The sequence below is a fragment of the Flexivirga sp. YIM B11880 genome (assembly GCF_058148645.1).
Map to the genome: position 1 here is coordinate 52559 of NZ_JBMAMH010000001.1, position 26095 is coordinate 78653.

Genomic DNA, 26095 nt, shown 5'->3' on the forward strand with positions numbered 1-26095 from the left:
GCTCCTGTTGCCGGTCAGTTGGCGGGAACGGCCGGGACCAGCTCGTGGCCGCAGCCACGCTTGGCACCCAGCTCGGCCGTCGGCATGGTGTGGGTCCGGCTCGGACCGCTCAGGACCGCGATCGCCGACGCAGCACAGGCGAGCAGGGCGAAGGCAGCAACCTTGTACCAGTTGCCGGCGTGACCGCCCATCAGCGCGCCGGCGATCGACGGGGTGAAGCCGGCCAGCGCGAAGCCGCACTGGGTGCCGACCGCCATGCCCGAGAGGCGCACGCTCGTCGGAAAGTATTCGGCATACGTCACCGGCCAGACCGCGTTGGGCATCGAGTAGACCACGCCGGCGAGCAGGATTCCGGTGATCATGACCAGCGGGAGACTGCCGGTGGAGATGGCCCAGAGGAAGACCACGACCATGATGCCGGTGCCGACGAGTCCGCCGACGAACACCGGCTTGCGGCCGATCCGGTCGGACAGCGCCGCCCAGGCCGGGATGGTGCCCAGCGCGACGACGTTCGCGATGATCGCGAGCCACAGCATCGCGGTCTTGCTGATGCCGATGCCGTAGGCGTCCGAGGTGGCGAAGTTCAGCGCGAAGACGGCGAACACGGTGTTGACCATCGCGACGAACGCCGCGAAGAAGACGCGCAGCACACCGCGCCAGTGATCACGGAACAACACGCCCAGCGGCGCCTGCGGGACCTCCGACTTCTCGGTCTCGGCGCGGAACTCGGGTGTCTCCTCGAGGCGGGCGCGGATGAAGTAGCTGATGACGACGACCACGGCACTCAGCAGGAACGGGATGCGCCAGCCCCAGGTGAGCAGCTGGTGCTCGGGCAGCGCCGCGATCGGCAGGAACACCAACGGCGCGAGCACCTGACCGCCCTGGGTGCCGTTCAGCGTGAAGCTGGTGAAGAAGCCCCGTCGATGCTGTGGTGCGTGCTCGAACGTCATGGAGTTGGAGCCGGCCTGCTCCCCGGCCGCCGACAGGCCCTGCAGCAGCCGGAGGACCACCAGCAGCGCCGGTGCCAACAGCCCGACCTGGCCGTATGTCGGGAGGCAGCCGACGAGGAAGGTCGACAAGCCCATCAGGATGATGGTGCCGATCAGGACCCGCTTGCGGCCGAGCTTGTCGCCGATGTGACCCATGAAGAACGATCCGACCGGCCGCGCGACATACCCGACACCGAACGTCGCGAGGGACGCGATCGTCGCCGTCGACGCATCGGCCTCCGGGAAGAAGATCTTGGGAAACACGAGTGCTGCGGCAGTGCCGTAGATGGCCATGTCGTAGTACTCGAGCGCGCTACCGGTCCAGGCGGCGATCGCCGCCCGGCGCGGCGTGCGCTCCTGCTCGCTGGTGCTGTGTGACATCACTTGTCCTCCATCGTCCTGCATCAGTGCGTGTCATAGACGGTAGAAGTGACTCAGATCACCTGGCAATCGTTTGCCATTTTTTGCCATACTCGTGCCATGAGCCGTGGATCGCCTCGGAAGCGCGCCACGATCACCGATGTGGCGAAGGAGGCCGGTGTGGTGGCCTCGACAGTGTCGCGTTCCTTCACCAACCCGGGCCGGGTCAACCAGGTGACGCGTGACCACGTCCTCGAAGTCGCGAAAAGGCTTGGCTACACGCCGAATCCGATGGCGCGTGCGCTGGAGAGCGGCCGCACGGAGACGCTGGCGTTGCTCGTCCCGGACATCACCAATCCCTATTTCGCGGGCGTGATCAAGGGTGCCGAGGGCGCCGCTGCCCGATCGGGCCGGACGCTGGTGCTCGGCGACACCCAGGAGTCGGTGGCCACCGAGGCCGAGCTGCTGCGCCGGCTCGGGCCGGCCGTCGACGGTTTCGTGCTGAGCGCGTCGCGACTGCCGGACAGCGAACTGCGCCGCGCGGCCGAACTCAACAACCTCGTGCTGCTCAACCGGGCGATCCCCGGCATCACCGGCGTGGTCGCGGACTTCGCCTCGGGCACCCGGCAGATCATCGACCATCTGGCGTCGCACGGCCACCCCTCCGCGGTCTTCCTGGCCGGCCCGCCGGAGTCGTGGTCCGGCCGCCGGCGCTGGGCCGGGCTGGAAAAGGCGGCGAAGGCTGTCGGTATGACGGTCAGCCGCCTCGGTCCCTACTCGCCCACCCGGGAGGCCGGCGCTGGCGCCGCGGACGCGGTGCTGACCTCCGGCACCACCGCTGCTGTCTGCCACAACGACATGCTGGCGCTGGGCGTCATCCGCCGGCTGCTCGACCGCGGGGTGCGGGTGCCCGAGGACGTGAGCATCGTCGGCTTCGACAACATCTTCGGCGCGGACCTGTGTACGCCGACCCTCACGACCCTCGCCGAGCACACGCAGGACGCGGGAGCCAGGGCCGTGGACACGTTGATCCAGCTCGGCCTGCAGCGAACCCGCACCGAGCAGTCCTGGCAACTCCCCACGCACCTGGTGGTCCGCGCCTCGACCGGACCGTGCCGCCTACGCTGACCTTCTGCGCACGCAGATCCCCGAAGGAGTGACATGCCGACCCAGTCCCTGACCGTGATCAACGGCCCCAATCTCAACCTGCTCGGCACACGCGAGCCGGAGATCTACGGTCACGAGACGCTGGCCGACATCGAGGCCCGATGTGCCGCGACGGCAAGCGAGTTCGGCCTCACCGTGGACTGCTTCCAGAGCAACGGCGAAGGCGCCATCGTCGACAAGCTGCAGAGCGTGCGGCAGAGCACGGCGGGCATCGTGCTCAATGCCGGGGCCTACACCCACACGTCGGTCGCGATTCGCGACGCTCTGGCCAACGTGAGCGCGCCGTTCATCGAGGTGCACATCTCCAATGTGCATGCACGAGAGGCATTTCGGCACCATTCCTACCTGTCCGACGTCGCCGCGGCAGTCATCGTCGGATGCGGCTCGCAGGGTTACGAGTTCGCCATACGTCGTCTGGCGACGCTGATCGGTGCCGCTGCTCGTCAGTGAGAATCGCGCCGATGAGACTGCGATGGGTTCTGAAGAGGTTCACGCGTCCGTTGAGTCGGCCGGAGCGGTGATCGTGATCGCCGGCCCCCAGGCCGCATAACGCATCTGTAAGGAACTGACACCACCCACAACCACCTCCGTGCTGAGCGGCAGCCCGGCCGGTGACAGGACTTCGACGACGTCCTCGCTCTTGGCCGGCGACTTCATCAGCTTGTCGAGACCCATCTTGTGCTGCTGGGCGCGCACTTGGGCGGCGGTCAGGTGTGCCCGATAGGTCGCGCCGGCCGGTGTGACCGACGTGACGTGCCAGGCCACGCCGGGCGCGACGGCAACCTGGCCACCCTGGCTCTGCCGGATGGTCGCCAGCAGCGGCGCGAACTGCTTCGACAGCGCATCTGTGCCACCGGGCCGGATCGCCAGCCAGCCGGATCCCTCCGAGGGCACGCTGAGGTAGAGCACGTCCTCGACATACCGCAGTTCTACCTTCTGGCCCGCGATCTGCTCGGTCAACTTCTCGGCGGCAGTGCCGTCAGCGGCATACGACACGACGCCTGTGGCGAGGACCCGGCGCTGCGGACCGATCGTCAGCGTGACGTGCGCCGACTTCCCGCGCATGGTCGGCTTGGTCCGGCTTTGAAGTTCGGCCGCGGAAACCGTGTCGCCGACCTTGACGGCCGCCCGGGTGGCAGCCGGAGTGCTGTGGACGGCGCTGGTGGTGGTCGGCTGCTCCGTCGGTGACGAGGTCGTCTTCGCCGCGGAGTGCGGCGCGGCCCGTGATGCGGTGCTTGCCGACGTCGCCTGTGGCGAAGAGTTGCAACCGCTCAGGGTGAGCGCGGCCAGCGCTGCTGCGGCCGCCCATGTGACGACCCGGCGAGCCCCCTGATTTCGCATGGCGCAACAGTAGCCGCCCGCACCCGGGAGCTGACCTACTTCCGCCGAATCCACCCGCCGACGACGAACGGCCGCCGTCCCAGCAGGGACGACGGCCGCTTCGGTGGTACAGAGGCGACGATCAGGCGTCGGCGCCCTCTTCGAGCAGGTTGCGGGTGACCGAGGGGTCGAGCGGGATACCCGGGCCGATCGTCGTCGACATCGTCGCCTTCGAGATGTAGCGACCCTTCGACGCAGCCGGCTTGAGCCGCAGGATCTCGTCCAGCGCCGCACCGTAGTTCTCGATCAGGGCCTTCTCGTCGAAGGACACCTTGCCGATGATGAAGTGCAGGTTGGCGTGCTTGTCGACACGGAACTCGATCTTGCCGCCCTTGATGTCCGAGACCGCCTTGGCGACGTCCATCGTGACCGTGCCGGTCTTCGGGTTGGGCATCAGACCACGCGGGCCGAGGATCTTACCGAGACGACCGACCTTGCCCATCAGGTCCGGGGTGGCGACAACCGCGTCGAAGTCGGTCCAGCCACCGGCAACCTTGTCCAGCAGCTCGTCCGACCCGACGAAGTCCGCACCGGCGGCCTCGGCCGCAGCGGCCTTGTCACCGTTGGCGAAAACGAGCACGCGGGCGGTCTTGCCCGTGCCGTTCGGCAGGTTGACGGTGCCGCGCACCATCTGGTCGGCCTTGCGCGGGTCGACACCGAGACGGAAAGCCACCTCGACGGTCGAGTCGTACTTGGTCTTCGCGCCGGACTTGGCCAGACGCACCGCCTCCAGCGGGGTGTAGAGCTTGCTCTTGTCGATCTGCTCCGCCGCTGCGCGGTAGTTCTTGCTGTGCTTCATGTTGTTCCCTTCAGGGTTGTGGTTGTGCGGGCCGAAGCAGGCCCATCCACGGTGTGGTGTATGGCGTGGTCTCGATACGGGCTCGGCTAGCGCCTCGCCCTACCCTTCGATACGCCCTCGGCTAGCGCCTCGGGCTACTCAGGACGACGCTCGACCGACGTCACTCGGTTTCGATACCCATCGAGCGAGCCGTCCCCGCGATGATGCGCGCCGCTTGGTCGACGTCGTTGGCATTGAGGTCGGACATCTTCTCCTGGGCGATCTCGCGCACCTGCTCCTTGGTCAGCTTGCCGACCTTGGTCTTGTGCGGCTCACCGGAGCCCTTGGCGACACCGGCGGCCTTCTTGATCAGCTCCGCGGCCGGCGGCGTCTTGGTGACGAAGGTGAAGGAACGGTCTTCGTAGACCGTGATCTCCACCGGGATCACGTTGCCGCGCTTGTCCGCCGTGGCGTCGTTGTACGCCTTGACGAACTCCATGATGTTGACGCCGTGCTGACCCAAGGCGGGACCGACGGGCGGGGCGGGGGTGGCCTGACCGGCCTGGATCTGCAGCTTGATGAAGCCGGAGACCTTCTTCTTGGGAGGCATGCTCTGTTCCTTTTCGTGGGCCTACGCCGTGGGCGATGACCCGGTTGCAATGTCCTGGCAGGGTGATCCCTGTCAGTTTGTCGTCATACCGATCAGATCTTTGCGACCTGGTTGAACGACAGCTCGACCGGGGTCTCCCGGCCGAAGATGGACACCAGCACCTTGAGCTTCTGGGTGTCGGTGTTGATCTCGGAGATGGAGGCCGGCAGCGTCTCGAACGGACCCTCCATGACGGTGACCGACTCGCCGACCTCGAAGTCGACGTCCGCGGACGCCGCCGCCTTGCCCGGCTTGGCGGTGCCACCGGCGGCGGCAGCCGCACCGGCCCCCGCCTCACCGGCCGGCTCCTCGAAGACCGGGTCGAGCATGGTGACGACCTCGTCGATCGAGAGCGGCGAGGGCTGGTGGGCGTTGCCCACGAAGCCGGTCACCCCAGGGGTATGGCGGACCGCGCCCCAGCTCTCGTCGGTCAGATCCATCCGGACCAGCACGTAACCGGGCATCCGCACGCGGGTGCCGGTCTTGCGCTGGGAGTTCTTGATCTCGGTGAATTCCTCCATGGGGACCTCGACCTGGAAGATGTAGTCCTCCATGTTGAGGCTCGTCATACGGGTCTCGAGATTGGCCTTCACGCGCTTCTCGTAGCCGGCGTAGGAGTGCACGACGTACCACTCGCCGAACTGCGCCTTCAGGTCGGCGATGAACGCCTCGCGCTGCTCCTCGGCGCTGAGCGCCGGGGCTTCGTCCTCGGTGTCGTCGGAACTCGTGTCGGTGTCCTCATCCGACGCGAGGTCCTCACCGAGGTCGGCTGCTTCACCGGCGACCGCGGCCTCGGCCTCTTCGTCGCCCTCGGCGCCGTCGACGTCGTTCTCGTCGTGTTCGGCATCGGCCTCGGCCAGCGGGTCGGCGTCGGCCTCGGCGATCTCGGCCTCCACCTGCGGGTCGTCCGTCGCCTCGGCGGCATCCAGGTCGAGGTCGCCGTCGTCGCCGTCAGCCCCGTCGTAGTCGCCGTGGATGGCCTCGAGCTCCGCCGGGTCGTCGGGGTCAGCACCCTCACCAGCGGCAGCCAGGGTTTCCTCGCTCAGGCTGTCGCCGTCCGCGAGGTCGAGGTCGTCCTCGTAGCTCTCACGCAGATCGTCGGCGGGCGCCGTCCGGGCGGCCTCGTGCTCGATCTCGAGCGCGTCCGCGTCCTGCGCGTCCTCAGCCCGGAGATCGGCGTTCCACGCCTGGTCCTCGGCGCGCTCCGCGTCCAAGGCTGCAGCCTCCTGCGGGTCCAGCTCGCCAGTCATTGCCCTGCTTTCCTTGATGTTCGTGTCGGGACCGATGCCTCCGCGAGACGCTTCGGCAGCGTCGCGGGTCAGCCGAAGACCCAGCCGACGAGATGCACCATCAGCTGATCCAGACCGACCACGTAGGCCATGATCAGCACCAGGAAGACGATCAGCGCCACCGTGTAGCTGACCAGCTCGTCGCGTGTCGGCCGCACGACCTTGCGCAGCTCATCGATGACCTGCCGGATGAACAGCAGGATCTTCCCAAGCCCGCGGGGGGATTTCTCCTCCGTCGAGCCACGCATGGAGGCGGTGCTCGTGCTCACGATGAATCCTGCCTTGTCGGTGCTGATGGACCTGTCCTGCAGGGCACGAGGGACTTGAACCCCCAACCCCCGGTTTTGGAGACCGGTGCTCTGCCAATTGAGCTAGTGCCCTCCGAGCGTTCAAACCGCGTCGCAGGCCCGTTTTTCGGGCATGCCACATCAGCTTGAGGTTGATCGGTGTGTCAAGCATACGGGGTCGGCCCCGCTCCCAACAAAACGGTGACCGACGACGTGCGGTTCCGTCGGTCCACGTCCCGTTGCCTCAGGGCCGCCCACGGTCTCGACCACCGAGCCGGTCCATTAGGTTCGAGCCATGCCGGAGCCGAGCACGGGCGCGCAGCACGGATCCCCGACGCGGTCGGTCCTCGCGCTGCCCAAGGCGCACCTGCACCTGCATTTCACCGGGTCACTGCGGATCTCGACGCTGCGCGAGCTGGCGGCCAAGCACGACGTACGGCTGCCCGAGGCGCTGCTCGCGCAGTGGCCGCCGACGCTTTCGGCCCGGGACGAACGCGGCTGGTTCCGCTTCCAGCGGCTGTATGACGCCGCCCGCGCCTGCGTCAGGGACGAGTCCGACCTGCGCCGCCTGGTGCGGGAGGCGGCCGAGGACGACGTCGCGGAAGGCTCGCGCTGGCTGGAGCTCCAGGTCGACCCGACGTCATACGCTGCCGGGCTGGGCGGCATCACTCCGGCGCTGGAGATCGTTCTGGACGAGGCACGGTCCGCGAGCGCCGAGCTGCCGATCGGGGTCGGCGTCATCGTCGCGGCCTCACGACTGAAGCACCCGATGGATGCCCGGACGTTGGCCCGTCTGGCGGTCAAGCATGCAGGCGATCGACCGGGCGAGGTCGTCGGCTTCGGCCTGTCGAACGACGAACGTCGCGGGGTGACAACCGACTTCGCTCCGGCCTTCGCGATTGCCCGCAAGGCGGGGCTGGCGTCGGTCCCCCACTCCGGGGAACTGCTCGGGCCGTCCGCCGTCAACGAGACGCTCGGCTCGCTGCAGCCGACCCGGCTGGGGCACGGCGTGCGATCGGTCGAGTCGACCTCGGTGCTGAACCGGGTCGTCGACTCCGGCGTCGCGCTCGAGGTCTGCCCCGGCTCCAATGTGGCTCTCGGTGTCTATCGGACGCCCGGCGAAGTGCCGCTGCGCACGCTGGTCGACGCGGGCGCGACGATCGCACTCGGCGCCGACGATCCGCTGCTCTTCGGCAATCGGCTTGCCGATCAATACCGTTCGGCGCGGGAAGACCACGCCTTCACCGATCGTGAGCTGGCCGCGCTCGCCCGTTCCTCCATCGACGCGTCCCTGGCGCCGGGGGACGTCCGCGAGGCGGCATACACGGACATCGAGAGGTGGCTCAACTCAGCGCCCGGGGGCCGGCCACCGTCGTGACCGAGCGGAGTAGTCGGTCATCTCGTCACCAGCGCAGGCCGGCCTCCTCCAGGGTGGCCTCCACCTCGAGCCGCTCCACCGAGGACCATTCGCGCGGCGGCAGATTATCGGTGACTTGCAGCGCCGCACAACAGGATTCGAGGACGTCGTCGTAGGCGAGAGTCGTGGCGCGCAGCCGGTGGACCCGCGCCGCCGCCTTCGACGAGCGGAGGACGTCGAGCTCGGCATACAGGCGGGTCAGGTCCGAGGAGAGACGGGCGATGTCCCGTGCGGCGGGGGCCGGCCCGGCCGCACGCGAGTGGTCGCGCTCGATCCAGGCATGGACCGCTTTGTCACACGCGAGCAGGATCGCCGCCGGTGCCACGCAGGCCGCCGCGTATTCGACCAGTCGCCACATCGCGACCTCCTCGTGCTGCGAGGTCACACCTTCCATGATGACACCGCGGACGCCGCGGCACGAGAGCACGAGGTCCGGCGCGATCCTCAGAGCTCGTGACCGACGAAGACCGGCTCGTTCACGAGCGTGATACCGAAAGCCGCCCGCACGCCGTCGCGCACCTCACGAGCCAGCTCGACGACGTCGGCGGCCTTCGCGTCGCCGCGGTTGGTGATGGCGAGCGGGTGCTTGGTCGACAGAGCCGCGGGACCGGGCAGTCCGTGCCCCTTGTCGAAGCCCGCGTGCTGGATCAGCCAGGCGGCACTGGTCTTGACGCCGGTCCCGTCCGTGGGCCACTGCGGCGGTGGCGGTGCGTCGACGCCAAAGCGCGCGGCCGCGACGCGCGCGAGGTCGTCATACGCAGCCGCGCTGATGATCGGGTTGGTGAAGAACGAGCCGCACGACCAGGTGTCGTGGTCGGCCGGGTCGAGGACCATCCCGCGACGCCGGCGCTGCTCGAGCACCGCCTCCCGTGCGTCCGCGAGCGGCACCCGATCGCCGATCTCGACGCCCAGCCCCTGCGCGAGCGCGGCGTAGCCCACCGGCTGCGAAAGCTCCGTCGGGCGCAGCGCGAAAAGGACGTCGAGCACGACGTATCGGCCGCCGTCACGGTATGACGAACCCTTGAAAAGCGAGTGTCGATAGGCAAACTCGCACTCCGCGTTGGCGAAGGTGCGTACCTGCTGCTCCTGCCGGTCCCAGGTGCGCACCGACGCGATCGTCTGCGCGACCTCCTGGCCGTAGGCGCCGACGTTCTGGACCGGCGTCGCGCCGGCCAGGCCCGGTATGCCGGACAGGGCCTCGACACCCGACCACCCTTCGACACAGCAGCGCGCGACGAAGTCGTCCCACTCCTCGCCGGCGGCCACTCGCACCTGCACGCCACCGCAGGCGTCGGCCGACTCGACGTCGATGCCGGCGTTGGCGATGCGCACGACCGTGCCGGCGAACCCGCCATCCGAGACCACCAGATTGGATCCGCCGGACAGCACGAGCAGCGGCTCCTCCGCGTCGTCGACCTCGCGGACGACGTCGACGATCTCGTCCGTGGTCTCGGCGACGACGAGCCGGGCGGCCGGGCCCCCGACGCGCATGGTCGTCAGCGGGGCCAGCTCGACCCCGGTGGCCTCACGCATCAGGCGGACTTCTCCTCGAGCCGCACGGTGGCCCGTGCGCGCATCAGCACCTTCTGCCCTCCGGACGTCGCGGTGATGTCGATCATCGCGGTGTCGCCATCGACATCCTTCACCGTCGCACCGAACTCCACGTCCGCGCCGCCGTCGTGCGGCACCGGCACCGGGGCGCTGAACCGCACGCCGTATGACGTGACACGTCCCGCGTCGCCCAACCAGTCGACGACCGGCTGGATGGCGGCACCCATGGTCCACATGCCGTGTGCGATGACGTCGGGCAGGCCGACCGACTTCGCCACCTGCTCGTCCCAGTGGATGACGTTGAAGTCACCGCTCGCACCGGCATAGCGGATCAGGGTGGCGCGGTCGACGTGCACGGTGCGCGAGGGGAGCACGGTCCCCGCTTCGACCCGGGTCATGCCTCTTCCCCCCGGATGACGACCACCGACGTCGCGCTCGTCACGACCTCACCGTCCGGTGTCGTGAGCTTGGTGCCCATGGTCACCATGGAGTGGCCGCCCGCTTGGCGGACCTTCTCAATGGTCGTCGTGGCCCGCACCTCGTCGCCGGCGACCAGCGGACGGTGGTGCTCGAACGACTGTTCGCCGTGCACCAGCCGGGTGTAGTCGATGCCGGCCTCCGGGTCCGTCATCACGTTGGCGTCACCCTGCTGGGAGATCATCACCGCGAAGGTGGGCGGCGCGATGACGTCGGCATAGCCGCGCGAGCGCGCGACCTCCGGATCGAAGTGCGCCTCGTCCGTCGCACCGACGGCCTTCGCGAACTCGGCGATCTTCGCGCGTGACACGACATACGGAGCCGACGGCGGGTAGCTCCGCCCGGCCACCTCAGGGTTCACAGCCATGGCGTCAGAGTAGTCGGCGCCGCACCGACGAATCGCCACACCCGCGATTCGGGATCGCAAACCCGAAGCGCCCCGGACCGTGGTCCGGGGCGCTTCTCGTGCGTATGGCGAGTCTCGATCAACGAGTCTCGCGGTGCACGGTGTGCTTCTTGTCACGCGGGCAGTACTTCTTGAACTCCACGCGGTCGGGGTTGTTGCGACGGTTCTTCTTCGTCACGTAGTTGCGCTCTTTGCACTCGGTGCACGCCAAGGTGATCTTGGGGCGAATGTCTGCGCTCTTGCTGGCCACGGCAACCTGCTCTCGGAGTTTCTCTGTCTTGGTGCGTCTGTCGGTCTGTCTTGGTAGCGGGGGCGGGGCTCGATCCCGCGACCTCACGATTATGAGTCGTGCGCTCTAACCAGCTGAGCTACCCCGCCTCGGGGGATGGACCTTCGGCCCACCAGAGCCCCCAAACGGAATCGAACCGTTGACCTTCTCCTTACCATGGAGACGCTCTACCGACTGAGCTATAGGGGCCTGCCTGTCACGAGCGCGACGTGTCGTCGCTCTGCCCGAGCAGCGCAGCGAAAAGGCTACCTCACAGCCTGTTCGATCACGAAATCGGCGCAACCTCCCCGCGGACGAGGACGGTTCCCTTGCGATGGTCGCGCAGCGCCAGGTTCCAGGAGCCGCCGCTCCGGTGGGCGACGAGGCGCACCGTTCCGGGAATCAGCACCGGTTTGCGGAACGACATCGCGGCGACATACGCCTCGGGCAGGCGGTTCTCGACCGCGGCGAGCATCGCCGCCTGGCTCCACATCCCGTGCACGATCGTGGTCGGGAACCCCATGGCCCTGGCCATGACGGAACGCAGGTGGATCGGGTTGACGTCACCGCTGACGGCGGCGAACCGGCGGCCCAGGTCGCCGGACAGCCGCCAGATCATCCCGGGACCGTCCGGCGCATCGGACTCGGCCGGGCGCGGCGGTACCTCTCCATCGATCCGCTGGCCGCGATAGAGGTATGTCGCCAGGCCCTCCCACACCAACTCGTCGCCGACGTGTGCCTCCGACACGACATCGACCTGCACCCCGGCCTTGTGCGGGCGGGCATTGGTGGCCCAGGTCGACAGGTCGAGCGGCTCGCCGATCCGAACCGGACGGTGCACGGTGAGGGTGTTGTCCAGGTGCACGCTTCCCATCAGCGGGTAGGGGTAGCGCCGGTCCGCGAAAAGCGTGACCTGCAAGGGGAAGACGAGGTTGTGCAAGTAGGTCGCGGGAAGCTGATCACGCAGCGCAAAGCCGGACACGTGGTCGTAGTCCGCCAGGGCTCCCGGGTCGACCTGCACGCCGCGACGGACCACCTGCAGACCGGGCAGGCCGCCCTTGCCGTGGCGACCGCGAGAGGTCGCCAGGGCACGCGCGAAGATCCTCGGCAGGCTCGGGGTGCCTTCCAGTTCGATGACCTCCGTCAGCTGATCCATGTGTCGTGCCTCTCCCCTGGTCTGCGGGCCTCGCAAGCTCGTGTCCTGCACCCCACGAAGTTTCTCCTCCGCTTCGCTCCCCCGAATACTTCGCGGGGACCCCGCTTCCTCGACTCGGTCGGCACTTCAAGCACCCAACTGGCTCTGGCCGCACACACGCAGCACCTGCCCGGTGACACCGGCCGCGCCGGGCTCGGCGAAGAACGCGATCGCCTCACCGACGTCGACGGGCCGGCCGCCCTGCAGCAGGGAGTTGAGGCGGCGGCCGACCTCGCGGGTGGCGAACGGGATCTTGGCGGTCATCTCCGTCTCGATGAAACCGGGAGCCACGGCGTTGACGGTGATCGCGCGGTCGGCGAGATTCGCCGAGAGCTGCCGCACCATGCCCATGACACCGGCCTTGGAAGCGGCGTAATTGGACTGGCCCCGGTTGCCACCGATGCCGCTGATCGACGCGACCGCGACGATGCGGCCACCATCGGCCAGCCCGCCGGTGACCGTCTGGTCCAGCAGCACCTTGTTGATGCGGAACTGCGCGCGGAGATTGACGTCCAGCACACTGCCCCAACGGTTTTCGTCGGTGTTGACGAAGAGCTTGTCGCGGGTGATGCCGGCGTTGTGCACCATGATGTCGAGCTTGTCGCCGTGGCGGGCGACGGCTTCCGCGATCCTTGCTCCGGCGTCGTCGGCGGTGACGTCGACCTGCAGCGCGGTCGCTCCGAGTTCGTTGGCGACCCTGCTGAGCGCATCGCCCGACGCGGGGATGTCGACCAGGATCAAGGTTGCCCCGGCACGAGCGAACACCGCGGCGATCTCGGCGCCGATGCCGCGCGCCGCACCGGTGATGACCGCGATCCGTCCCCGCAACGGATGCCGCCAGTCGGTCACGTCCGGCACGTCGGCGGCCCGGACCCGCACCGGCTGACCGTCGACGTATGCCGATCGCGCGGACAGCAGGAAGCGCAGCGGTGCCGCCAGCACAGAGGCGTCGCTCTGCGCGTCCCGGTCGGTCCAGAGCAGATTGGCGGTGCTGCCCCGACGCAGTTCCTTGCCAACGGAACGCGTGATGCCCTCCAATGCCTGCTGCGTGGCGGCTGCCTCGGCGTCGTCGAGGTCCGCCGGGGTGGTGCCGATGACCACCAGTCGCGCGGACGCGCCGAGCTGCTTGATCGCCGGCGCCACCGTGGCGCGGAACTCGTCGAGCTGATCCAGCGTGCGCATCGCGGTCGCGTCGAAGACGATCGCGCCCAGGCGCGCGTCATACGAGGTCTGCGGCGCGGCGTGCATGACGACAGCGCCGGACGCCTTGAGGATCGCGACCGCCGACGTCGCGACCGGTGCATCACCGATGCCCGCGACTGCGGCCGGCCCGACGAGCAGGTCCTGACCCTCCTCGTAGCGCCGCAGGATGGCCGGCTTGGGCAGTCCGAGCTGCCCGGCGACCTTCTTGCCGAGCGGGTTCTTGTTGACCAGGTTCGAGTAGCTGTCGCTCATGCCTGCACCGCCTCCAGGATGGCGACAACGCCGTTCCCTCCGGCCGCGCAGATCGAAATGAGCGCCCGGCCGGAGCCCTTCTCCCGCAACATCTTTGCGGTCGATGCGACGATGCGTCCGCCGGTTGCCGCGAAGGGGTGGCCGGCGGCCAACGAGGAACCGTTGACGTTCAGCTTGGCGCGGTCGATCTCCCCGAGCGCACCGTCCAGACCGAGCTTTTCCTTGCCGAACTCGTCACTCGCGAGCGCGGCCAGGTGGCACAGCACGGTGGACGCGAACGCCTCGTGGAACTCGTAGAAGTCGAAGTCCTGCAAGGTGAGGTTGTTGCGCCGCAGCAACCGGGCGATGGCGTAAGGCGGCGCCATCAGCAGCCCCTCCTCGCCGGTCACATAGTCGACGGCCGCGGTCTCGGCGTCGACGAAGCGCGCGAGCGGGGTGATGCGGTGCTCGTCGGCCCACTCCTTCGAGCCGAGCAGCACGACCGACGCGCCGTCGGTGAGCGGAGTCGAGTTGCCGGCCGTCATCGTCGCGCCGTCGCCCTTGCCGAAGACCGGCTTCAGCTTCGCCAGCTTCTCTGGGGAACTGTCCGGACGCATGTTGTTGTCCTTGGTGAGACCCAGGTATGGCGTCAGCAGGTCGTCGAAGAAGCCACGCTCGTAGGCCGCTGCGAGCCGCCGGTGGCTGGCGGCGGCCAACTCGTCCTGCGCTTCCCGGGTGATCCCCCACTCCTTGGTGGTGATGGCCTGGTGCTCGCCCATCGACAATCCGGTGCGTGGCTCACCGTTGCTCGGCTGGTCGGGAGCCAGCTGACTGGGGCGGATCTTGGTCAGTGCCGAGATCCGCTGCTGCGGAGTCTTGGCGTAGTTGAGCTTCAGCAGCGTCCGACGCAGCGAATCGTTCACCGCCAGCGGCGCATCCGAGGTCGTGTCGGTGCCGCCGGCCACGCCGGAGTCGATTTGGCCCAGGGCGATCTTGTTCGCGACCAGGATGGTCGCCTCAAGCCCGGTGCCGCACGCCTGTTGCACGTCATACGCCGGTGTCGTGGGTGAGAGATGGGAGCCGAGCACCGACTCGCGGGTGAGGTTGAAGTCGCGTGCGTGCTTCAGCACGGCGCCGGCGGCGACTTCGCCGAGCCGCTCCCCCGCGAGGCCGAAGCGAGCGACGAGCCCGTCGAGGGCCGCCGTGAGCATGTCCTGGTTGGACGCCTTGAGATAGGCGCCGCCGGACCGGGCGAAGGGGATACGGTTGCCGCCGAGGACGTAAACGTCACGAATGGTCATGTGCAGAAGTCTCCGTGGTTTCACCGGTTGATTCGATTACCGATACCGAGAGTAGCAGGTACGACTAGTTTCGGGTATTGTTACCACCCATGGGCATGACCGAGGACCGGATCGACGGTCGGGACGCGCGGTGGACCGCACACCGCGAACAGCGACGCCGGGAGTTGACCGAGGCGGCGATCCGGGCGATCCGAGCACACGGCGCGACGGTCGGCATGGACGAGATCGCAGCGGAGGCGGGCACCAGCAAGACGGTCATCTACCGCCACTTCGGTGATCGGCTCGGTCTCTACCTGGCGGTGTGCGGCACCGTGGACAACAACGTGCTGGGCGATCTGCAGCAGGTGCTGGACCGGGCTGGCGAGGCCACCGGCTCGGCACCGTTGGCCGGCGACACACGGGCCGTCATCGAGGCGGTGATCGACAGCTATTTCGCACAGGTCGAACGAGACCCGGAGGTCTATCGCTTCGTGGTGCGCCGCCCGGCGCTCAACGTCTCACCCGAGGACGACCCGGTCATCGGCATCAGCGACACCATCGCCGGCGTGCTCCAACCGATCTTCGCCGACGCACTCGAGGCCGCGGGGCAGCCCACCACCGCATCCCGGATCTGGGCCCATGGGCTGATCGGCTTCGTTCGCGAGTCGGCCGACCGGTGGCTCGCCGATCCACAGCGACCGCCCCGCGCGGTCGTCGTCCGACACCTTGCCGAGTTCGCGACCTATGGACTGTCCGGAGCACTCGGACTGGACCCGAGGAGTACCCCATGACCAACCCCATCGCACAGACCCTTCGTGACGTCCTCGACGGTCGCTGGATCGAGTTACGACAGCGTGCCCGGGCGGAGCTGCCGGCCGACGTGATGCTGGCCCCCGCCGGTCTGACTGTGGAGGAGCACCGCACGCGCACCACCGAAGCCCTGCTGAAGATCGCCGAACTCGGCTACGGCCGGATCGGATTCCCGACGGAGTTCGGCGGCGAGCTGGACTACGCCGCATCCTGCGTGCTGTTCGAGATGCAGGCCTACGGAGATCTCTCGCTGCTCGTCAAGACCGGCGTGCAGTTCGGGCTCTTCGGCGGCGCCGTGGCACGGCTCGGCACGCGGCGCCACCATGCGGCATACCTGGAGGACATCATGACCGGCCGGCTGCTCGGCTCCTTCGCGATGACCGAGGTCGGGCACGGCAGCAACGTACAAGCCCTGGAAACCACTGCCACGTATGACGGCTCGACAGGCGAGCTGGTCATCGACACACCGACGGAGAGCGCGACGAAGACCTACATCGGCAACGCGGCGCGCGACGCGCGGATCGCGGTGGTCTTCGCGCAACTCGTGACCAGCGCAGGCGAGCACGGCGTGCACGCGGTGCTCGTGCCGATCCGCGACGAACACGGAAAACCGTTGCCCGGCGTGACGATCGGTGACAACGGTCCCAAGGGCGGGCTTCCCGGCGTGGACAACGGCACGTTCGCGTTCGATCAGGTGAGAGTGCCGAAGGACAACCTCCTCAACGCCTTCGGGGACATCGACGCGGACGGCAGTTACGTCTCGGACATCGACAACCCGAACCGCCGCTTCTTCACCATGCTCGGCACGCTCGTGCGCGGCCGGGTATGTGTCGGCGGCGGCTCCGGAGCGGCCGCGAAGAAGGCGCTGGCGATCGCCCTCCGGTACGGCTCGACGAGGCGGCAGTTCGCCGCGTCAGCGGACCAGGAGGAGATCGTCGTGCTGGATTACCTTGCGCACCAACGCAAGCTGCTCCCTCGACTGGCGAAGTCGATCGCGCTCAGCTTCGCGCAGAACGCCGTGACCGAACGGTTGCAGGAGCTGCAGGGAGGTCCGCCGGGGACCGAGCGCGATGTCGAGGGACAACGTGAACTCGAGTCGCGGGTCGCCGGGCTCAAGGCCGTCACCACGTGGCACGCGCTCGACACCATTCAGGCGTGCCGCGAAGCGTGCGGCGGGGCAGGTTATATGGCCGAGAACCAGCTGAGCCAGCTGCGTGCCGACGTCGACGTGTTCACCACGTTCGAGGGTGACAACACGGTCCTGTTGCAGCTCGCGGCCAAGGGACTGCTCACCGACTACCAGGCGATGTGGGGGGACCTCGACATACCGGCCATGGTCGGGAAGATCGCGGGCCAGGTCAGCGAGCGCATCGTCGAGCGCACCACGGGCCGGGCGAGGATTCAGCGGTTGATCGACGCCGCCACCGGACGCGACGACGAATCCGCGATGGACAGCCTGGGCTGGGCAGCTTCGATGTTCGAGCAGCGGGCCGATCACGTCCTGGAGACGCTCGGCGCGCGGCTTCGGAAAGCCGACAGGGACAATGCTTTCGAGCTCTTCAACAATGCCCAGGACCACGTGTTGCTCGCTGCTCGCAGCCATATCGACCGGTGCGTGCTCGAGGACGCGATCGAGGCGCAGCAGGCCATGGCGGACGGCGCGGCCAAGAACCTACTCGAGCGAGTGCTCATCCTCTACGCGTTGAGCTCGATCGAGGAGGACAAGGCGTGGTTCCTCGAGCACGGTCGCCTCACCACCGCTCGCAGCCGGGCAGTCGCCCGCGCGGTGAACGATCTGTGTCAGGAGCTGCGGCCGCAGGTGGCGACGCTGGTGGATGCCCTCGGCATACCGGAGGAGCTGATCACCGCGCCCATCGCGCAGTAAGTCGTGGGCGCATGACGTCGGACGCCTGGGCTGGTGGGCAGGACAGGTGGACAGAGGACGAGGTGGCAGTTCGCACGCGATTTCCAGCTCTTTATGCAGCGGGCTAGGAGATGGCCGGACGCCCGGTGGCCGCACACCTGAGACACGAATGAGGCGGGGCTCCAGAGACGAAATCTCCGGAGCCCCGCCTCGTTCAGCAGGTTCGGTGGCGAATCAGATCGCGCGAACGTTCTCTGCCTGCGGGCCCTTCTGGCCCTGGACAGAGTCGAACTCCACTCGCTGGTTCTCGTCGAGCGACTTGTAGCCGCTGCCGGTGATGGCGGAGAAGTGGACGAAGACGTCGGGGCTTCCGTCCTCGGGGGCAATGAAGCCGAAGCCCTTTTCCGCGTTGAACCACTTGACGGTTCCTGTTGCCATGTGGCGATTCCCTTCGGGTTTCTTCCGGACCGTGCAGGGTGCGACGGTCCGGGGCCAAACGTCGAGTCGTATCAGACTGGCACCGATTCGCCAGCTTCTTCTCGTCGAGCGCTGCATGCATCCAGCGCGCTCAAGACGTGAAGGAACAATTGCCGACCGGGTCCGAGTCTACCCGGATGGACCGTGCAGCCGAAATCGCAGCTCCGTCGCTCAGCGCTGACACGTGTCCAGCCGGCACTGAACGCTCAGCCTTCTCCCGCCGAATAGATGCGCCAGGGTTGGCTGCTCGTGTGCCGCACGAGCGTGAAGTCGTACGCGTGCCCGGGCTCGGGATCCGGCGTGCCGTCGAAGTTCTGCAGCGTCTCCATGGTCTCGACGTCCACGGACTGCTCCCAGTGGCGCAGGCCCGGCTGCGACCAGTACGTGGCAGCGTGTGACCCGGTCATTACTCGCCCGACATGTTGGATCTTCAGATCACGAATCTGCGGACCCTGCAACGTGGTCCAGTCCCCGGAGGGATCATCTCCCATTCGCCGGCAGGCGCCGTAGTCGCGCTCGTTCAACGCCCGGGCGTACGTCCGCACCACGTCGGCGGGGGACGTCGTCGCGGTCGGCAACGCCACCTCCGCTCGCGGACGTCCCCACAACCACAGCCCGCCGATCGGCACCGCCACTATCAGCGCGAGCGCCAGCAGCATCCCCCAGTACCACTTCATCCGCCGAGTATGACGCGCCCCGGTCACGCCCCGCGGGCGAACGTCTCACTCAGTCCGGCAGCTCGGCCCGCGGCCGAGTCGCGCTGGGCCGCCGGAGACCGAGCAGCGTGATGATTCCACCCACGACGACGAGAGCGACGCACCACCACATCGACGCGCGGTAGGCCCGCCCGACGGCGCCGGCATCCTGGTATGCCGTGCCGGACAGGCCGGTCAGCAGCGGCAGCGCCGCCACCGCAACCAGTCCCCCGGTGCGTGAGACGGCGTTGTTGATGCCGCTGGCGAGTCCGGCCTGCGTGTCGGACACCGCGGCCAGCACGGCACCGGTCAACGGCGCGACGAGCATCGAGAGACCGAAGCCCATCACCACGACACCCGGCAGGATCTGCGTGATGTATGACGGGTCGTCCGGAGCGACGGCGAGCCACGCGAAGCCGGCGGCCAACACGGTGGCGCCACCCACCATGAGCGGACGAGCGCCGAGCTTTGTTGCGAGTGCGCCGAATCGGGAGGCCAAGAAGAACATCAGCACCGAAACCGGGACGGTCGCCGCGCCCGCTTCCAGCGGTGTCCATCCGGCACTCACCTGGAGGAAGATCGCGAGAAAGAGCATGGATCCCGCGAGCGCGGCGTAGATGAAGAGTGTCACCACGTTGATGACCGAGAAGTCCCGGGAGGCGAAGATCGCCGGCGGCAGCATCGGGTGTCGCCGTCGGAGTTCGAGCGCCACGAACGCCATACCGCCGACGACACCGATCACCAGTGCTGCCACCGTGATCGCCGACGTGCCGTTGCCCGGCCACGCCGTCAGCGCCCACGTGATGCCCGCGAGCGTGACGGGCGCGAGAACCACCGCGGGCCAGTCGACCTCGTGCACCGCTCCGGGGTCTCGCGACTCCGGAGCCGTCCGCAACAGCCACAGGACGACCGCAGCGAGCGGCACGTTGATCCAGAACGCGAGCCGCCAGTCGATGCCCACGAGCCAGCCCCCGACGACGGGGCCACCCGCCGTCGCCACGCCGAGGGCACCGGTCCAGGCACCGACGGCCTTCATCCGGTCGTCCGGGCGGAACGACGCCTGCAACAGCGCGAGCGACCCGGGGGTCAGCAGCGCGGCGGCCACCCCTTGCACGATGCGGGCCAGCACCAGCAGCTCGATGGTCGGGCTCAGGCCGACCAGAGCGGACGCAACAGCGAAGCCCGCGACTCCCCAGGCATATACGCGCTTCCGGCCGAGCCGGTCACCGAGTGACCCGCCCACCAGGATCAGCGACGCGAGCGCAAGCGTGTAGCCGTTGACCACCCACTGCAGGCCGGCGAGGTCAGCGTGCAGGTCGTCACCGATGTGCGGCAGCGCCACGTTGGCGATGGTTCCGTCGAGGAACCCCATGCCGGACCCGAGCACGGTCGTCGCGAGCAGGCGGCGTCCGGGCGCTTCGCTCAGCACGAGCAGCCGCGCCGCGGTCGCGGTGTCGTCGCTCATGTGCTCCACAAGGACGCTGCGCGCGACATCATTCCCGGCCGCCGTCTCGATCGCGTGGGCAGGTCGCGCAATTATCGGGTCCAGAAGTCCTCCGGCCGCCGCCCGGGGCGGAACCCGAAGTGCTCGACCATGGCCATCGCCTCCGGAAAGCCGTGCGCCAGCGCCTCCGGCACATGGGCGTCGCTGCCGAAGGTGACCGCCCGGCCGCTCTCCTCGCGCCACCATTGCGGCACCCATGGCCAGAGCCGACGGGTGTTCATCTCCAGGGCCCTGCCGCTGCGGGCGATCGCCCGCAGCGCCACGCGAAACTCGTCCTCGAAGCGCCGCGGGTCGAAGGGACCGAGCGCCTCCTCCGGCCAATACCGTGCGGCGTAGTCGATGTGCGTGAACACCTCGAAAACCGCGGAGCTCTCGGCCATTTCGGGGACACCCGCCAAATACGCACGTATGACGTCCTCCGCCGCCCACTCGCCGTACAGCGTGACCGGCTCCGCGCGGTCGTCCCCGATCGGGAGCGTGTGCAGCGATCCGTTGATGCGGTCGAAACGCCCGAGATCGACGAGCGCGCGCGCTCGCGCCTCGCGCAGGTGCGGCTGGCCGAACTCCACGCCGGTGAGGATGCGCAGTTGGGGAAAACGACTCCGGCACTCCTCGATCGCGGCGAAATACCCTTCGACGTCGAGCGGCGGTGCCCGGAAGTAGCCGTCGGCTCCGAGCAGCGCCTCGTCAGCTCGCGGGTAGTCACCGGCGACCGCCCGCCAACGATCCTCGAGGTCGAGATGCTCGGTGAAAACCAGTGCAGGAAGGCCGATCCGGACTGCCCTGCGACAGGTGCGCTCCATCGTGCCCGCAGCGGCGGACAGCGGGCCGCCGGTGTCCCACGACCACTCACTGTGCACGTGGCTGTCCGCGGGCAGGGCGGCCACCCGGGTCACCTCCTCGACGAAGAAGAGCGGGCCACCCCGGCCGTCACCGCTGGGACGCCTTCGTCCGGATCATGCCCATCGCGGCAAGCACCACCACGGTCGTCAGCAGCAGCACCGTCGTGTAAGCGCCGCCGGTGAGGAAGTCGGCACTCTTGTCGGTCAGCTGGAAGATCGTCACCGGCTCCGTCGCAAAGTTGGCCGGGTAGACCATGATCGTCGCGCTGAGCTCGCCCATCGACAAGGCGAAGGCCAGCCCGGCTCCGGCGATGAGCGCCGGGGTCAGCAACGGCAACGTCACCCGCCGCAGGACGTAGCTCGGCTTCGCCCCCAGACTGGCGGCCACCTGCGGGTAGACCGGGTCCGCGCGGGTCAGCGCAGCCGACGCGGTGCTGTAGGCGAACGCCATGACCAGCACGATGTGGGCGATGACGACGAGCAACGGCAGGCCGTTCAGGCGGAACGGCGGCCGGCTGAAGCCGACCAGGACGCTGAGACCGACCACCACCGACGGCACCGCGATCGGCACCAGGAACATCGCGTCGATGCCCATCCGTGCCCGGTTCTTCGCGTGATGTGCCACCAGCGCGGCCCAGGTGCCGATGGTGAGTGCGATGACACTGGCGATGATCGCCGTCTCCAGGCTGGTCAGCAGGTAGAGCTGGCCGCTCCCGCTGAGTGCCTCGCTCAGCCGATGGAGCGTGAAGCCCTGGGGCAGTGTGGAATTCCAGCTCTTCGCGACGCCCATCACGAAGACCGTCACCAGCGGGAACCCGAAGATCGGGACGAAGAGCAGGGCGAACACCAGCCAGGCGACCGCCCGTCCGACCCTAGAATGCACCAGCACTGGAGCCTCCAACCCGTCGCAGGATGAATCGGTAGAGGGAGTAGAGCGAGAGCGACAACGCGATGCTCACCACGGCCATTGCCGAGGCGACGGCACTGTCGTTGTTGATGATTGCCTCGCTGTAGATCTGCAGAGTGAGCGTCGTGACACCCTTGGCGCCGATCATCGCGATGATGCCGAACTCGTTGAGCGTCAGCACGAGCGTGAGACTGCCACCGGCGAGCAGCGCCGGCATCGCCTCGGGCACGATGATCTGCCGGATGATGCGCAGCGGCCGGGCACCCAGGCTGCTGGCCACCTCGATCACCGACGTCTCGAGCTGGGCGAAGGCGGCGATCACCGGCCGGATGACGAACGGCGTGTAGAAGGTGACCTCGGCGAGAATGACGGCCCACCGCGTGCTCACGAAGTCGCCGAGCGGTGGCGTCGAGGTCCCGAAGAGATGCATCAGCATGCCGTTCACCACGCCGTTGGAGCCGTAGAGGAAGGTGAACGACATCGCGATGAGGAACGACGGGAACGCCAGGTAGGCGTCGATGAACTTGCTCAGCACCCGGCTTCCCGGGAACGGCACGAACGACACGATGAGCGCCAGCACGAACCCGAGGACAAGACATCCGACCGTTGAAAGCACGGCGATCTCAACGGTGTTCATCAACGCGCTGCGGAATTCCTCCGAGCCGAGGACCTTCCCGAAGACGGACCCGAAGCCGGTGGAGCCGGCATACAAGAGGCTCTTGCCGGTGAACGCCTCGACCACGATGAAGCACAACGGGTAGAAGACGAGCAGCACCAGCACCGCGATCGGCAGCAACTTGATGATCGTGCTCGCCGCCGCTGCGCTGATCCGCCGGTCGTCCGTGGTCTTCGCCTTGCGGAGGAGCACGGCCGCGCTAGTCATGCGCCGCCTCCTCCAGCAGCATCGCGTCCTGGCTCTCGACCTGCACGGTGAGGTCCTCGCCGATCTTCGGCGGCTTGCGCATGGCGGCGTCGACCCGGATGTCGACGTCCTGCGCGGAGAGGGATACCCGGTATGCCGAACCTCGCCACTGCACGTCGCGTACGGTGCCGGTGACGCTGTTCTGGACGGCCGCCGACTCCACCGGCTGCAGGCAGTGCGGGTGCACGCAGACCGTTGCACTCGAGCCAACCTCGTGCTGACCACGGGACTGCACCCGCAGCGACTGGGTGCCGAACCGGACCTGGCTCCAGCCGCTCGTCGGGTCGCACCGCTCGACGATCACCGGTAGCAGGTTGCTGTTGCCGAGGAAGCCGGCAGTGAAGTGTCTGACCGGCCGCTCGTACAACTCGCGCGTCGCACCGACCTCCACCAGCTTCGCCTCGGACATCACCGCGATGCGGTCCGCGAGCGTCAGCGCCTCTATCTGGTCGTGGGTGACGTACAGGATTGAGAGTTCGGGCAATTCGCGGTGCAGGCGGGCGATCTCGGCCAGCATGCCGGTCCGCATCTGCGCGTCCAGCGCGGAGAGCGGCTCGTCCAGCAGGAGCACCTCGGGACGGATCGCGAGCGCGCGGGCGATGGCCACCCGTTGCTGCTGGCCACCGGACAGCTCGCGCGGGTAGCGGTCGGCGTAACTCTCCATGCCCACCATCGCCAGGGCTTCGCGCACCCGGTCCGGGATCACCTTGCGGTCGGCCTTCTGAGCCTTCAGGCCGAACGCGACGTTCTCCCGGACCTTCATATGAGGGAAGAGCGCGTACTGCTGAACCACCATGCCCACGCCCCGTGCGTATGGCGGCAGCCGGGTCACCTCACGATCGTTGACGAACACCCTGCCGGAGACAGGACGGACGAAACCGGCGACACTCCGCAACGCGGTTGTCTTCCCCGAGCCGCTCGGGCCGAGCAGTGCCATCACTTCGCCGGGCTCGACGGTGAGCGAGAAGGAGTCCAGCACAACGGTTTTGCGGTAGGCGACCGTGACCTCCTCGAATCTGATCCCACTCGCGACCGCCCCCTCGGAGACCGTCGGCTCCGGAACGGCGCTGGCGGATCGTTGCATCATCGACATCACGTCAGCTCCCCGTCGCCTTCTGCCAGGCCTGCACCAGTTGCGGCACCTGGGCATTGATGCTGTCCCAATCCGGGTTCCAGACGGTGACGTCCTTCATCAGGCCGTGCAGCACCTTCGCCGTGGAGTCCGTCGCAGTGACGTCGTTACGGACCGAGAACCCGCTGCCGTCGGAGCTCACCCGCTGCTGGGCCTCTTGGGACAGCAGGAAGTTGATCAACTTCTTGCCGTTATCGCTGTGCGGTCCGCCCTTGATCAGGCCGATGTCGTAGGGCAGCGGGAACGTCGTCCTGGCACCGTTGCCGTCGGCGAGGAAGAAGATCCCCACGTTCGGATTCTGCGCCAGCTGTGACTGATTCATCTGGACGTCACCGTTGGCGACGAGCAGGTCACCGTGATTGACCTTGGAGGTCAGCTTCCCCGTCGACGACGACGGTCCCACATTGTTCTTCTGCAGTTTGCCGAGATAGGTCATCGCGGGGCCCTGGCCGCCCATCAGGTGCATCAAGTTGATGACGACCGCCGTGCCGTCGCCGGCCTGCCCGGGTGTGGAGTACTGAATCTTGCCCTTGAACGACGGCGCGAGCAGGTCCTGCGGTGTGCCGGGAGGCGTCTTGAGCAACTTCTTGTTGTAGATGAAGTCGGCATAGTTGTTGACGACCGCGTACCAGGTGCCGTTCTTGTCCTTCAGCGCGGGATCGATCTGGTCGGCACCGTCGGGAGTGAACTTCTCGAGCAGGCCGTCCTGGCTCGCGCTCTGGATGAACGGCGGCAGCGTCACCAGCACGTCCGCCTGCGGGTTGCTCTTCTCCTTGTTGGCTCGGGAGACGACCTCGGCGGACCCGGCCTCGATGTAGTTGACCTTGATGCCCGTGGCCTTGGTGAAGGCGGCGAACTCGGTGGTGTACCAGCTCGGGTTGCCGTCGTGCAGTCCGTCGGCGCTGTAGATGGTCACGGACTTGGAGCTACCGCCGCCGGACTCCCCGCCGCTGAGTGCGCATCCGCTGAGACCGCCGGCGAGCGCACCACCCACCAGGATCGCCAACCACTTCTGGGAACTGTTCATGATCTGGGTTCCTTCCGTCCCAAGGCGTTTCGACGGCGCCTGGACTGATTTCGGGCCGGCCGCTCGACCGGGTCATGACCGTTTCTACAAGGAATGTGAGCCGCGCGACACAGGCATTCGGCTATGGGCCGGATAAGTCATCCGGTGATGAATTCAGTTGTGCGCCATGGCTTCTTCACCGTGCCGCCACGTCGCTGTCAGTCCGAGTCGTGCGTCGGCGACGAGACGGTGAGGACACCGTCCAGCTCCGCGAGCGTGTCGGACAGATCGAGCACGCTGCCTCGTCCCGCGAGCACCAGCTCGACGTCCACGGTCCTGCCCTCGTGGTGAGCAGCGTTGTCCGCGAGAGGTTTTCGCTGTTCGTTGGGACGGGACAAACCAGCGACACCATGGACGTCGACCGTGGTCAGTTCGTGCACCACGAAGCCACTGTCGGTGGCCCGGTTGACGATCTCGCGGAGCAGTCCGTGCCCGTCGAGATAGGCGATCCGCACGGCAACCTGTGCGCCGCCGAGACGAGTTGCCAGCTGGGACAACGGTTTAACGGCGTACAGGACCAGGAAGTAGATCGCCGTCCCGAGGATCGCGAGCAGCCACAGCCCGGATGCGGCGGTGGCCGCGATCGCTGCCGTGAGCCAGACGCTCGCCGCGGTGGTCAGCCCGCGGACGACGTCCCGTCGCACGAAGATGAGTCCTCCGCCGATGAAGCCGAGACCGGACACGATCTGCGCGGCGACCCGGGAGGGGTCGAGGGTGACGTGCTGGGCGAGCACATCGTTGAAACCGAACTTGCTGACCAGCATGAACAGTGCCGCACCCATGCCGACGAGCGTGTTGGTGCGGATGCCTGCGGCCTTCTGTTGTGCCTCCCGCTCGATGCCGATGAGCAGCGACAACAGTGCGGCGAGGGCGAAGAGACCGATCTGGTCCCATCCCTGGCCGGCCGGGTCACCGAGGGAAGCTGCTGCGGACATGGATTCGTCCCTCC

At 67.8% G+C, this 26095-nt stretch carries 28 protein-coding genes and 3 tRNA genes; 5 read left to right on the forward strand and 26 right to left on the reverse strand.

The genetic code is table 11. The annotated features are described in order from the left end of the window. Positions 1 to 14: 14 nt before the first annotated feature. A complete protein-coding gene (locus ACN8HC_RS00210; protein ID WP_490072854.1) occupies positions 15 to 1370 on the reverse strand; it encodes an MFS transporter in 1356 nt (451 codons plus the stop codon). Positions 1371 to 1469: 99 nt separating this feature from the next. Here ACN8HC_RS00210 and ACN8HC_RS00215 point away from each other — a divergent pair, with 99 nt between their 5' ends. Further along, positions 1470 to 2477, forward strand: coding sequence for a LacI family DNA-binding transcriptional regulator (locus ACN8HC_RS00215; RefSeq protein ID WP_490072855.1), 1008 nt, complete (start codon positions 1470 to 1472; stop codon positions 2475 to 2477). 33 nt (positions 2478 to 2510) lie between these two features. Further along, a complete protein-coding gene (aroQ, locus tag ACN8HC_RS00220) occupies positions 2511 to 2966 on the forward strand; it encodes a type II 3-dehydroquinate dehydratase (RefSeq protein ID WP_490072856.1) in 456 nt (151 codons plus the stop codon). A gap of 39 nt (positions 2967 to 3005) precedes the next feature. On the opposite strand, the gene ACN8HC_RS00225 is transcribed toward aroQ, so the two are convergent. From ACN8HC_RS00225 to ACN8HC_RS00250, 6 genes are all read right to left on the reverse strand, one after another. Then, the gene (locus ACN8HC_RS00225; RefSeq protein WP_490072857.1) at positions 3006 to 3857 is read right to left on the reverse strand and encodes a hypothetical protein; all 852 of its coding nucleotides are present in this window, start codon (positions 3855 to 3857) and stop codon (positions 3006 to 3008) included. A 121-nt stretch (positions 3858 to 3978) separates the two neighbouring features. After that, the gene (gene rplA, locus ACN8HC_RS00230; protein WP_490072858.1) at positions 3979 to 4695 is read right to left on the reverse strand and encodes a 50S ribosomal protein L1; all 717 of its coding nucleotides are present in this window, start codon (positions 4693 to 4695) and stop codon (positions 3979 to 3981) included. A 160-nt stretch (positions 4696 to 4855) separates the two neighbouring features. Further along, entirely contained in the window at positions 4856 to 5284 is a 429-nt protein-coding gene (gene rplK, locus ACN8HC_RS00235) for a 50S ribosomal protein L11 (protein ID WP_490072859.1), read from the reverse strand. A gap of 92 nt (positions 5285 to 5376) precedes the next feature. Next, a complete protein-coding gene (nusG, locus tag ACN8HC_RS00240; RefSeq protein ID WP_490073670.1) occupies positions 5377 to 6252 on the reverse strand; it encodes a transcription termination/antitermination protein NusG in 876 nt (291 codons plus the stop codon). Between the two features lie 389 nt (positions 6253 to 6641). Further along, complete coding sequence (gene secE / locus ACN8HC_RS00245; protein ID WP_490072860.1) at positions 6642 to 6881, reverse strand: preprotein translocase subunit SecE; 240 nt, start codon at positions 6879 to 6881, stop codon at positions 6642 to 6644. A 39-nt stretch (positions 6882 to 6920) separates the two neighbouring features. Then, positions 6921 to 6993, reverse strand: a tRNA-Trp gene (locus ACN8HC_RS00250). A 201-nt stretch (positions 6994 to 7194) separates the two neighbouring features. Between ACN8HC_RS00250 and ACN8HC_RS00255 the strand changes: the two genes are divergently transcribed. Further along, positions 7195 to 8277, forward strand: coding sequence for an adenosine deaminase (locus ACN8HC_RS00255; protein WP_490072861.1), 1083 nt, complete (start codon positions 7195 to 7197; stop codon positions 8275 to 8277). A gap of 25 nt (positions 8278 to 8302) precedes the next feature. Here the strand turns inward: ACN8HC_RS00255 and ACN8HC_RS00260 are convergent, their stop codons facing one another. From ACN8HC_RS00260 to ACN8HC_RS00305, 10 genes are all read right to left on the reverse strand, one after another. After that, positions 8303 to 8701, reverse strand: a complete 399-nt coding sequence (locus ACN8HC_RS00260) for a hypothetical protein (protein ID WP_490072862.1) — start codon at positions 8699 to 8701, stop codon at positions 8303 to 8305. A gap of 59 nt (positions 8702 to 8760) precedes the next feature. Then, positions 8761 to 9849 (reverse strand): UDP-N-acetylmuramate dehydrogenase, encoded by a 1089-nt coding sequence (locus ACN8HC_RS00265; RefSeq protein ID WP_490072863.1) that lies wholly within the window; start codon positions 9847 to 9849, stop codon positions 8761 to 8763. Next, a complete protein-coding gene (locus tag ACN8HC_RS00270; RefSeq protein WP_490072864.1) occupies positions 9849 to 10265 on the reverse strand; it encodes a MaoC/PaaZ C-terminal domain-containing protein in 417 nt (138 codons plus the stop codon). Before ACN8HC_RS00270 ends, ACN8HC_RS00265 begins: the two co-directional genes overlap by 1 nt. Beyond that, positions 10262 to 10711: an FAS1-like dehydratase domain-containing protein gene (locus ACN8HC_RS00275; RefSeq protein ID WP_490072865.1), complete on the reverse strand. Its 450-nt coding sequence runs from the start codon at positions 10709 to 10711 to the stop codon at positions 10262 to 10264. The genes ACN8HC_RS00270 and ACN8HC_RS00275 overlap by 4 nt, the downstream gene beginning before the upstream one ends. A gap of 118 nt (positions 10712 to 10829) precedes the next feature. Further along, positions 10830 to 11000 (reverse strand): 50S ribosomal protein L33, encoded by a 171-nt coding sequence (gene rpmG / locus ACN8HC_RS00280; RefSeq protein WP_325550922.1) that lies wholly within the window; start codon positions 10998 to 11000, stop codon positions 10830 to 10832. Between the two features lie 51 nt (positions 11001 to 11051). Further along, positions 11052 to 11128, reverse strand: a tRNA-Met gene (locus ACN8HC_RS00285). 27 nt (positions 11129 to 11155) lie between these two features. Next, positions 11156 to 11228 (reverse strand) — tRNA-Thr (locus ACN8HC_RS00290). A 76-nt stretch (positions 11229 to 11304) separates the two neighbouring features. Next, positions 11305 to 12174, reverse strand: coding sequence for a MaoC family dehydratase (locus tag ACN8HC_RS00295; RefSeq protein WP_490072866.1), 870 nt, complete (start codon positions 12172 to 12174; stop codon positions 11305 to 11307). A 126-nt stretch (positions 12175 to 12300) separates the two neighbouring features. Beyond that, complete coding sequence (locus ACN8HC_RS00300) at positions 12301 to 13668, reverse strand: 3-oxoacyl-ACP reductase (protein WP_490072867.1); 1368 nt, start codon at positions 13666 to 13668, stop codon at positions 12301 to 12303. Then, a complete protein-coding gene (locus ACN8HC_RS00305) occupies positions 13665 to 14948 on the reverse strand; it encodes an acetyl-CoA C-acetyltransferase (protein ID WP_490072868.1) in 1284 nt (427 codons plus the stop codon). The genes ACN8HC_RS00300 and ACN8HC_RS00305 overlap by 4 nt, the downstream gene beginning before the upstream one ends. Before the next feature lie 89 nt (positions 14949 to 15037). Between ACN8HC_RS00305 and ACN8HC_RS00310 the strand changes: the two genes are divergently transcribed. Next, positions 15038 to 15718: a TetR/AcrR family transcriptional regulator gene (locus ACN8HC_RS00310; protein WP_490072869.1), complete on the forward strand. Its 681-nt coding sequence runs from the start codon at positions 15038 to 15040 to the stop codon at positions 15716 to 15718. Continuing rightward, entirely contained in the window at positions 15715 to 17622 is a 1908-nt protein-coding gene (locus tag ACN8HC_RS00315; protein ID WP_490072870.1) for an acyl-CoA dehydrogenase family protein, read from the forward strand. The genes ACN8HC_RS00310 and ACN8HC_RS00315 overlap by 4 nt, the downstream gene beginning before the upstream one ends. 213 nt (positions 17623 to 17835) lie before the next feature. Here the strand turns inward: ACN8HC_RS00315 and ACN8HC_RS00320 are convergent, their stop codons facing one another. The 9 genes from ACN8HC_RS00320 to ACN8HC_RS00360 all read right to left on the reverse strand — a co-directional run bounded on the left by ACN8HC_RS00320 (position 17836) and on the right by ACN8HC_RS00360 (position 26081). Continuing rightward, the gene (locus ACN8HC_RS00320; RefSeq protein ID WP_490072871.1) at positions 17836 to 18039 is read right to left on the reverse strand and encodes a cold-shock protein; all 204 of its coding nucleotides are present in this window, start codon (positions 18037 to 18039) and stop codon (positions 17836 to 17838) included. 245 nt (positions 18040 to 18284) lie between these two features. Then, positions 18285 to 18755, reverse strand: a complete 471-nt coding sequence (locus tag ACN8HC_RS00325) for a hypothetical protein (protein ID WP_490072872.1) — start codon at positions 18753 to 18755, stop codon at positions 18285 to 18287. Between the two features lie 49 nt (positions 18756 to 18804). Continuing rightward, positions 18805 to 20238 (reverse strand): MFS transporter, encoded by a 1434-nt coding sequence (locus tag ACN8HC_RS00330; RefSeq protein WP_490072873.1) that lies wholly within the window; start codon positions 20236 to 20238, stop codon positions 18805 to 18807. 71 nt (positions 20239 to 20309) lie between these two features. Next, positions 20310 to 21164 (reverse strand): PHP domain-containing protein, encoded by an 855-nt coding sequence (locus ACN8HC_RS00335; RefSeq protein ID WP_490072874.1) that lies wholly within the window; start codon positions 21162 to 21164, stop codon positions 20310 to 20312. Positions 21165 to 21207: 43 nt separating this feature from the next. Beyond that, positions 21208 to 22008, reverse strand: coding sequence for an ABC transporter permease (locus ACN8HC_RS00340; RefSeq protein WP_490072875.1), 801 nt, complete (start codon positions 22006 to 22008; stop codon positions 21208 to 21210). Next, complete coding sequence (locus ACN8HC_RS00345) at positions 21992 to 22909, reverse strand: 2-aminoethylphosphonate ABC transporter permease subunit (protein ID WP_490072876.1); 918 nt, start codon at positions 22907 to 22909, stop codon at positions 21992 to 21994. Before ACN8HC_RS00345 ends, ACN8HC_RS00340 begins: the two co-directional genes overlap by 17 nt. Further along, entirely contained in the window at positions 22902 to 24035 is a 1134-nt protein-coding gene (locus tag ACN8HC_RS00350; RefSeq protein ID WP_490072877.1) for an ABC transporter ATP-binding protein, read from the reverse strand. The genes ACN8HC_RS00345 and ACN8HC_RS00350 overlap by 8 nt, the downstream gene beginning before the upstream one ends. Before the next feature lie 10 nt (positions 24036 to 24045). Beyond that, positions 24046 to 25107: a 2-aminoethylphosphonate ABC transporter substrate-binding protein gene (locus tag ACN8HC_RS00355; protein ID WP_490072878.1), complete on the reverse strand. Its 1062-nt coding sequence runs from the start codon at positions 25105 to 25107 to the stop codon at positions 24046 to 24048. A gap of 197 nt (positions 25108 to 25304) precedes the next feature. Continuing rightward, positions 25305 to 26081, reverse strand: a complete 777-nt coding sequence (locus ACN8HC_RS00360; RefSeq protein ID WP_490072879.1) for an MgtC/SapB family protein — start codon at positions 26079 to 26081, stop codon at positions 25305 to 25307. Positions 26082 to 26095: the final 14 nt, after the last annotated feature.